General features: G+C 69.9%; 1 protein-coding gene. It reads left to right on the top strand.

What is annotated here, in order from left to right; all coding sequences use genetic code 11:
* Window positions 1-90: 90 nt before the first annotated feature.
* A complete protein-coding gene (locus tag IE248_RS37050) occupies window positions 91-468 on the top strand; it encodes a hypothetical protein (protein WP_190033151.1) in 378 nt (125 codons plus the stop codon).
* Window positions 469-708 lie beyond the last annotated feature (240 nt).

Genomic DNA, 708 nt, shown 5'->3' with positions numbered 1-708 from the left:
GGCCGTGACGGCCGTCGACATCACCGTGGTCGACGTACTGCAGCCATGGCCACCCCCCAGCCCAGAACCACCCACAGCCGGTGACACGTCATGACCACCACCGACACGGCCTCACTCCTCAGCGTCGCGGCCGAGGCGGCCCTCGCGGTTCCAGGTGTGGCCGGCCTGCAACCCCGTCTCGTCCACCGCCTCGCGGCAGCGGCCGCGCCCACCCACCCGGTCACCACACCCCACCCCGCGCCGCCCGAGGCGGGAATCCGCGCCGACCGGGCTCCGGACGGTTCGGGATGGCACATCGAGGTGCGCTGCGTCCTGGCCGAGAGCCATCGCGCCCTGGACACCGCCAGGCATGTCCACGACCGGGTACGCACCGCCGTCACCTCCCACCTCGCCACCCACGGCGTCGCGGAGCCGGTCACCACCACGGTCACGGTGACTCGTATCTTCAGCCGGCACGACACCGCATGAACACCCCGCGGACGCTGGATCTGATCTTTGAAGAGGATCTCTAGGGCGCTGTACACGGACGCGCGCGTGCTCCACCGTCACCGCTGCCGGAAAACCGGCCAGGAGGAGGGATAGCCCCACGGGAGCACCCTCGTCCTCGGAGCGGTGGGCGACAGGCTAATGCGGGACCGGGTGGACATGCCGTATTTGGGCAGCAGGAAGACATGACTGTCCTGAGAAGGCTCGCTCGCCCCATGCTCG

Source organism: Streptomyces goshikiensis (assembly GCF_014650555.1).
GTDB classification, from domain to species: domain Bacteria; phylum Actinomycetota; class Actinomycetes; order Streptomycetales; family Streptomycetaceae; genus Streptomyces; species Streptomyces goshikiensis.
The sequence above is the reverse complement of the archived record's forward strand: the minus strand, read 5'-3'. Positions and strand labels throughout refer to the sequence as shown.